The organism is Kribbella sp. NPDC055071, from assembly GCF_053608045.1.
Genome location: NZ_JBSGUS010000019.1, coordinates 130,693 through 137,055, shown reverse-complemented (window position 1 = coordinate 137,055; position 6,363 = coordinate 130,693). Strand labels below are relative to the sequence as shown.

Sequence of the window (6,363 nt, the reverse complement as noted above, 5' to 3'; positions counted from 1 at the left end):
GGCCCTCCCCCAACCCCCCCCCCCCCCCCCCCCCCCCCCCCCCCCCCCCCCCCCCCCCCCCCCCTTCCGGTCCAATCGAGGATCAGCCGCAGCGAGCGAGAGCGGGACGAATCCGCGCAGAGTTCGGCCGGCGCGCCCTTTCCCCGACCGGGGCCTGGGGCGGTTGCAGCTTGTTGCAGAGCTGGGAGGTTGACCGGGAATCGGTCGGCTCATAGGTTTTTTCCGAAACGCGAGGTAGCCGACCCGACACCGCCGGTGTGGTTCGCGCGGGTGTTGGAGTTGTGACAAATTCGCCAGCATCCATCTCCCAAACGTTGTGATCCGTCGGGCAAGCAGTGGGGTGCTGTGATGCGCGCATGACGTACGCCGTCGCCGGCAAGGCTTCACACCAGCGGGATTTCCTCAGATTCTGGTTCGGCGAGAGTGTTTCGTGGATTGGCAGTCAGATCACCACCTTGGCGTTGCCGCTCGTCGCTATTTCGGTGGCCGGTGCGTCGACCGGTGCAGTTGGCCTGCTCGTGGCGGCGAGCTCGATCGCCACGATCGTGGTCACCCCCTTGATCGGACCATGGCTGGACGCCCGACCGGTCCTACCCGTCATCATTGCCACCAACGTACTGCGCGGTTTGATACTGGCTGCGATCCCACTAACGTTCGCGTTCACGACACCACCGATGCCCCTGCTGTATGTCGTCGCATTGTCTGCCGGCGTGTGCACCGCAGTCTTCGACATCGCTGTCCTGACCTATGTGCCGAGGCTAGTCCACCCTAAATTCCTGGTCGACGCGAACAGTAAAGTGAGCGCTACGACATCGTTGGCCGAGATGGCGGGGCCGGCATTGGGCGGTTTACTGATCCGCCTGTTCAGCGCGCCGCTGGCCATCTTGGCTGATGTCTTCTCGTATGCAGTCTCGACCGTTTTTCTGCTATCCATCAAGAGCCGTGAGCAAGTTCCGGCCAAACCGCCTACGCCAGTCCCCTATATCAGGAGGGCGTGGCAAGGTATCCGGCATTGTTTCGCGAACCCACGCCTGCGTTTACTCCTGGTCGCAAGCACCTGGTTCAACCTGTGCGAGCAGACCATCCTGACCGCTTTCCTCGTCTATGCCGTGCGGACTCTGTCGATGTCCGCGGCCGTAGTGGGCGCCCTCTTCACCGCAGCCGGTTGCGGCGTGGTCATCGGTTCGCTCATCGCGACCGCGGCCGGGCGTCGACTCGGTGTGGAGCGAGTTCTCGGGGCTGCCGCGGTCATGTCGGCGATGGCCCTGACGGTGTCCCCCGTCCCGACTGGCCCGGCGGCACCGTTCACCCTCGGCGGGGCGTTCGTCGTCTACGGCCTCGGAGTTGGGGTGTTCAACGTCCACGCGGTGTCCTTTCGCCAGGCGGCGACGCCCGTCGAGCTGCTGGGGCGGATGAGCGCCGGATTCCGGCTCTTCACGTTCGGCGCCGTGCCTGTCGGCGCGGTCACCGCAGGCGTCCTTGGCGAACTGCTCGGCCTTCGAACGACGATCGCGGGCGCAGCGATCACGTTGACCGTTGGCATGGTCGCGTTCGCAGCGTACGCGTCGCTACGCCTACCTGGATGGGGGATCGCCACCCAGTAAGGACTCACCAAGGGAGAACGGGTGACTACACCAGCACGCCCAAGCATGCTCAACCGAAACCTGGTCCGCTTCGACGACGCGTTCCCCGGCTCAGCCGTCCCGATGGCCCCGCGGATCGACGCGATCTTCGTGCCGACGATCCGGCCGGTAGCGCAACTACAGGTGGCGGTCTCACTCGCGCGGCGATCCGGCGCGACACTGATCGCGATGTGCAGCGGCTCCTCCCGTGCGGCGGAGACAGCCGAGTTCCTGATCGACCACGACGCGCCGTCGTTCGTCGGTATCCAGCTGCCGCCTGACTATTCGCATCCGATGCTCGATTTCTCGTCTTCCCGGCACGACCACGCCACGGAGGTTCGGGTTTCGGACCTCAGCGTGAAGCGCAACCTGGGTCTGCTGCTCGGGCGGGCCATGCGCTGGCGCAGGCTGCTGTTCCTCGACGACGACACGTTCGGCATCGAGCCGGCGGATCTGGCCCGTGCCTCACGAATGCTGGATCGGGCGGGTGCGGTCGGCTTCTTCGTCGACGACTTCCCGGACCATTCGGTGGTCGGTCACGCGTTGCGGTTCGCCGACGCTACGCCGCGGACCTTCGTGACCGGTGGCGCGTTGCTGGTGGACGCCACTGCGGCGGCACCCTTCTTCCCCGACACCTACAACGAAGATTGGCTGTTCCTGCATGAGTGGACCGCGAGGCGTGAGGTCAGTGCCGCCGGAACCGCTCGCCAACTGCCGTACGCGCCGTTCGCCGACCCGGCCCGTGCCCGCGGGGAGGAGTTCGGTGACCTGCTTGCCGAGGGTCTTCACCAGCTGATGCACGACGGGCTGAGTCTGGACCACGCCGGGACCGAGTTCTGGTTCGCGCAGATCAGCGAGCGTGGTGACCGGATCCGCTTCGCCGCGGAGGTCGGCGGAGGGCCGGCGGCGTCCCCGGGCGACCGCGAGCGGATCCGGACTGCGATGCGCGCGTCGTTGTCGAGACTCGACCAGATCGATCCAGCGTCGCCGCCGCGCTTCATCAAGGCTTGGCGGTACGACCTGCGCGCGTGGGAAGACCGCTACCAGGAGCTCGAACCATGCGGCTCACTGGGCATCGCGCTCAAGAAGTTCGACCTCGTCGCAGAGGTCGAAGCCACCCGCTCTGTCGGCCGACAGTGGAGGTTCACGTGAGTACGCAACGCGCACTACAAATCGGCTGGCGCCGCAGGGGAACGTCGGCACTGCGTCGACTTGGCTACGACGTCGATGTCCTGGTGGATGCCGAATCGTGGGACTGGTACGCCCGTCCGGGTTGGGCGGACGTCGCCACCGAGGCGATCTTCGTTGAAAACCACGACTGGTCGGAGCACCTGAGCTTCGCACTGAATCGACTGACATCGGCCGGCCGACGATACGACGCGGTGGTCGGCTTTGACGAACACGCGCTGATCCCTGCCTGCCTGGCCGCGTCCATGCTGGGACTGCCCGGGATGGACTGGCGGGTCGTCTGCAACATGCGCGACAAGTCGGCGCAGAAAGCAACACTCCGCGAAGGAGGGGTGGCGTGCGCATCTGCCTGGCTGATCGACGACGTACAGCGGAAGCGGGCCGAGATCACCGCACTCGGGTCGCACCTCCCGCTCGTTCTCAAGCCGTACAGCGGAGCCGGCACCGTGCACACGTACGTCGCTCGCACGCCGGCCGAACTGGAGGATCGACTCGACACACTGATCGCAACGCCGGTGCGAACGGTTCTGGTCGAGACGTACGTCGACGGCGTCGAACATCATGCGGACGGCGTGATGCACGATGGAGAGATCGTGGCGTTCTCGCTGAGCGAGTACCTCGGCAATCTCGTCGGAATCGCCGATGGCGTGGTCCCCGCGAGCGTGGCCAGGTCAGCGACAGAGAATCCGAGCGTGTATCGCGGGGCGAAGGCGCTGGTGTCGAAGGCTCTGAAGCTGCTCGGAGTGACGAACGGCGTGTTTCACGTAGAGCTGTTTCAGACGTCCGAGGGTTGGTTCTTCTCGGAGGCGGGGATGCGGGTGGGCGGTGGCGGCATCTCCCTGCACCACCAGACAGTGGGCGCGATCGATCTGCACGAGGCGATGGCCCGCGCGCAGGTCGGCCTCGCACCGCAGCCCGGCACGGGAGTCACGGAGGCACGATCCGTCAACGGTCAGGTGACAGGATGGAGTTTCTTGCCTGGACCGCCCGGTACCGTTCGGGACTATCCCGATCGGGAAGAGGTGCTCAAGCGTCAGGGCGTCCTCGCCGTCGAGTTCGACATCCAGATCGGACAACAGCTCGGGTCAGCTGCGGCGGACACCATCGTCCGAGTCGGCACCGTGGTGCTCGGCGCACCGACACGGAACGAGTTCGTGCAGCGGCAGCGTGACCTGGTCGACTGGTTCCGGTCGAGAGTTGAGGTGAGCACCGCAGGCTGAGGACCGCGAGTCTGATGGTTCTCCTGAGAGCGCTCTCGGGTCTAGGGTCCGGAGCGGGTCAGTGACGGAGAGGACGGAGCCTTGAGGCCGACGATTGAGGATGTTGCTCGGGTTGCGGGGGTTTCTCGGGCTACTGCGTCGAGGGTGATCAATGATGCGCCGGGGGCTTCTGGGGTGTTGCGGTCGCGGGTTCGGGCTGCGGTGGCCGAGTTGGGGTATCGGCCTAACGAGACGGCTCGGGCGTTGGCTTCTGGGCGGCAGCGGGCTGTTGACGTGGTTGCGGTGACGTACGGGCGCGGCGTCGGCTGGCTGGGGACTCATCCGTATTTCAGTCGGGTACTGGCCGGGATGATGCCTGTGCTGGAGGGCGTTGGCGCCCAGTTGAGGCTGCATGCGGTGGGAGGTCAGGAGGACTTCGAGCGGATCACTGCGAACACGAGCCTCGGGGTCGTTCTCGCGGACGTGACGCCGGAGCTGGCTACTCAGTTTCATCGGCGGTGCCGCCGTACGGTGTCGATTGTGCCTACGGCCTCGTCCGTACCGGGTGTGCAGGCGGACAACGTCGGCGGCGCGTACGCGGCGGTCAGCCGGTTGCACGAGCTGGGATGCCGCCGGATCGCTGCCATTCACGGGCCGGCGCTCAATCCATGTGCCATCGACCGGCGGGCCGGATATCTACGGGCGGTCCAGGATCTGGGCCTCGCGGATATCAGCGCGTACGGCGACTTCCATCGCGAAGGTGGTTATCGCGCCGCGCAGGAGCTGCTTCAAGAGGATGTCGACGCGATGTTCGTGGCCTGCGACTTGATGGCTGCCGGGGCGGTGCAAGCGATCACCGCGAGCGGCAGGCGCGTGCCCGAGGACGTCAGCATCATCGGCTTCGACGACAGCATTGCCGCGGTCTGCACCAATCCACCGCTGACCACGATGCGATTGCCCGTCGAGGAGATGGCCGCGGCCGCAACCCGGTTACTCCTGCAGGGGGTTCCGGCGGTTGGGTACCGGCAGCAGTTCCCGGTGGACCTCGTCGTACGCCAGAGCACTCGCTGATGGGCCAAACGGTGACGCGTACGTCGGCGCTCCGGTTGACGCTCGCATCACCGCTCTATCGCGGCGCGACCGTCGCGTTGTTCCTGTCCGGCCTCGGGATCTCGGCGGCCGCGCCGCAGATCGCATCGTTCCTGGTCAACAACCTCGGTGCCTCGTTGACTCAGGCCGGGCTGTTCTATCTGACCAACCTGACCGCGCCGGTGGCCGGCTACCTGGTCGGTGCGCGATCGGACCGCACCGGCGCACGGCTTGGTTTGTTGCGTGCCTGTGCCGTCGCCGGGTTCGCGGGCTGGGTGGGCACCGCCTTCTCCACCCACCTGTGGATGCCGTACGTCATCAGCGCAGTCGTCCTCGGCTTCGCCGGCGCCGCCACCTCCCAGCTCTTCGCACTCCTCCACGACGAACTGAAGGTTCACCCGAACCCGGGCAACGACGGAGTCATCTCGGTCGTACGGATGGCCCTGACCGCTGGTTGGGTGATCGGCCCGGTCGCCGGATCGTTCCTCGCCGCGCAAACCTCGCTGCGGACAATGCTGGTCGCGACGGCGGTCTGCACGATCGCCCAACTCGTCCCACTCGCGGGGTTCAGAACGCCACCGGCCTCAACCCGCCGCCCATCAGAATCCCCCACCCTGCGCGCGATGCTCCCACTCCTCGCCTTCACGTCGCTCTATGTTCTCGTGTACGCCGGGGAGCCCGTCAAATACGCGTATTTACCGCTCTACATGAACGGCCAACTCGGTTTCCCGTCCGGACTCAGTGGCGCAATCATCGGAATTCAGCCGCTGGTCGAACTCGCCATCATGCCTCTGGTCGTGGTCGTGGCCCGCAGAGTCGCGATGATGAAACTGATGGTGCTCGGAGCGGCCTTCGGGGTCGCTGCCAACATCTGCTTCGCCACGACCGGCACTGCCGTCGGGCTGTTCGCCGGACAGTTCCTCATGGGCGGGGTGTGGGGAATCTTCGCCGCACTGGGGATCATCGTCGCGCAACGTCTGCTCCCGACGGCAGTCGCGACCGCGTCAGCCATCTTTCTGAGCTCCACCGCCCTGGCATCGGCCCTGGGCGGAGCGGCCGCAGGCATCGCAGCCGACATCATCGGCCTGCCGCGAGTGTTCCTCGTTCCGGCGACTTTCGGACTGCTCGCCGTCATCGGCCTCACCGTCATGGCTCGCTCACCGCGAACAGTGGGTAACCCAATCGACGAGGTTTGACGGTTCTCGCCGGCGAGAACCCCCTGTGTAGCCTCGGGCGTGACGGGTCCGCACGGTGAGAGGGGTTTG

Annotated in this window: 5 protein-coding genes; all 5 read left to right on the top strand. The window is 66.1% G+C overall.

The window, feature by feature from the left end; all coding sequences use genetic code 11:
- The first annotated feature begins 356 nt into the window (after nucleotides 1–356).
- The 5 genes from ACWF4Z_RS28815 to ACWF4Z_RS28795 all read left to right on the top strand — a co-directional run bounded on the left by ACWF4Z_RS28815 (nucleotide 357) and on the right by ACWF4Z_RS28795 (nucleotide 6,294).
- Complete coding sequence (locus tag ACWF4Z_RS28815; RefSeq protein WP_452246291.1) at nucleotides 357–1,604, top strand: MFS transporter; 1,248 nt, start codon at nucleotides 357–359, stop codon at nucleotides 1,602–1,604.
- Between the two features lie 21 nt (nucleotides 1,605–1,625).
- On the top strand, nucleotides 1,626–2,774 hold the full coding sequence (locus ACWF4Z_RS28810; protein WP_452246290.1) for a hypothetical protein: 1,149 nt from the start codon (nucleotides 1,626–1,628) through the stop codon (nucleotides 2,772–2,774).
- Nucleotides 2,771–4,030: an ATP-grasp domain-containing protein gene (locus tag ACWF4Z_RS28805; protein WP_452246289.1), complete on the top strand. Its 1,260-nt coding sequence runs from the start codon at nucleotides 2,771–2,773 to the stop codon at nucleotides 4,028–4,030. Before ACWF4Z_RS28810 ends, ACWF4Z_RS28805 begins: the two co-directional genes overlap by 4 nt.
- Nucleotides 4,031–4,111: 81 nt before the next feature.
- A complete protein-coding gene (locus ACWF4Z_RS28800) occupies nucleotides 4,112–5,080 on the top strand; it encodes a LacI family DNA-binding transcriptional regulator (RefSeq protein WP_452246288.1) in 969 nt (322 codons plus the stop codon).
- Nucleotides 5,080–6,294, top strand: a complete 1,215-nt coding sequence (locus tag ACWF4Z_RS28795) for an MFS transporter (RefSeq protein WP_452246287.1) — start codon at nucleotides 5,080–5,082, stop codon at nucleotides 6,292–6,294. The genes ACWF4Z_RS28800 and ACWF4Z_RS28795 overlap by 1 nt, the downstream gene beginning before the upstream one ends.
- The last annotated feature ends 69 nt before the right edge of the window (nucleotides 6,295–6,363 follow it).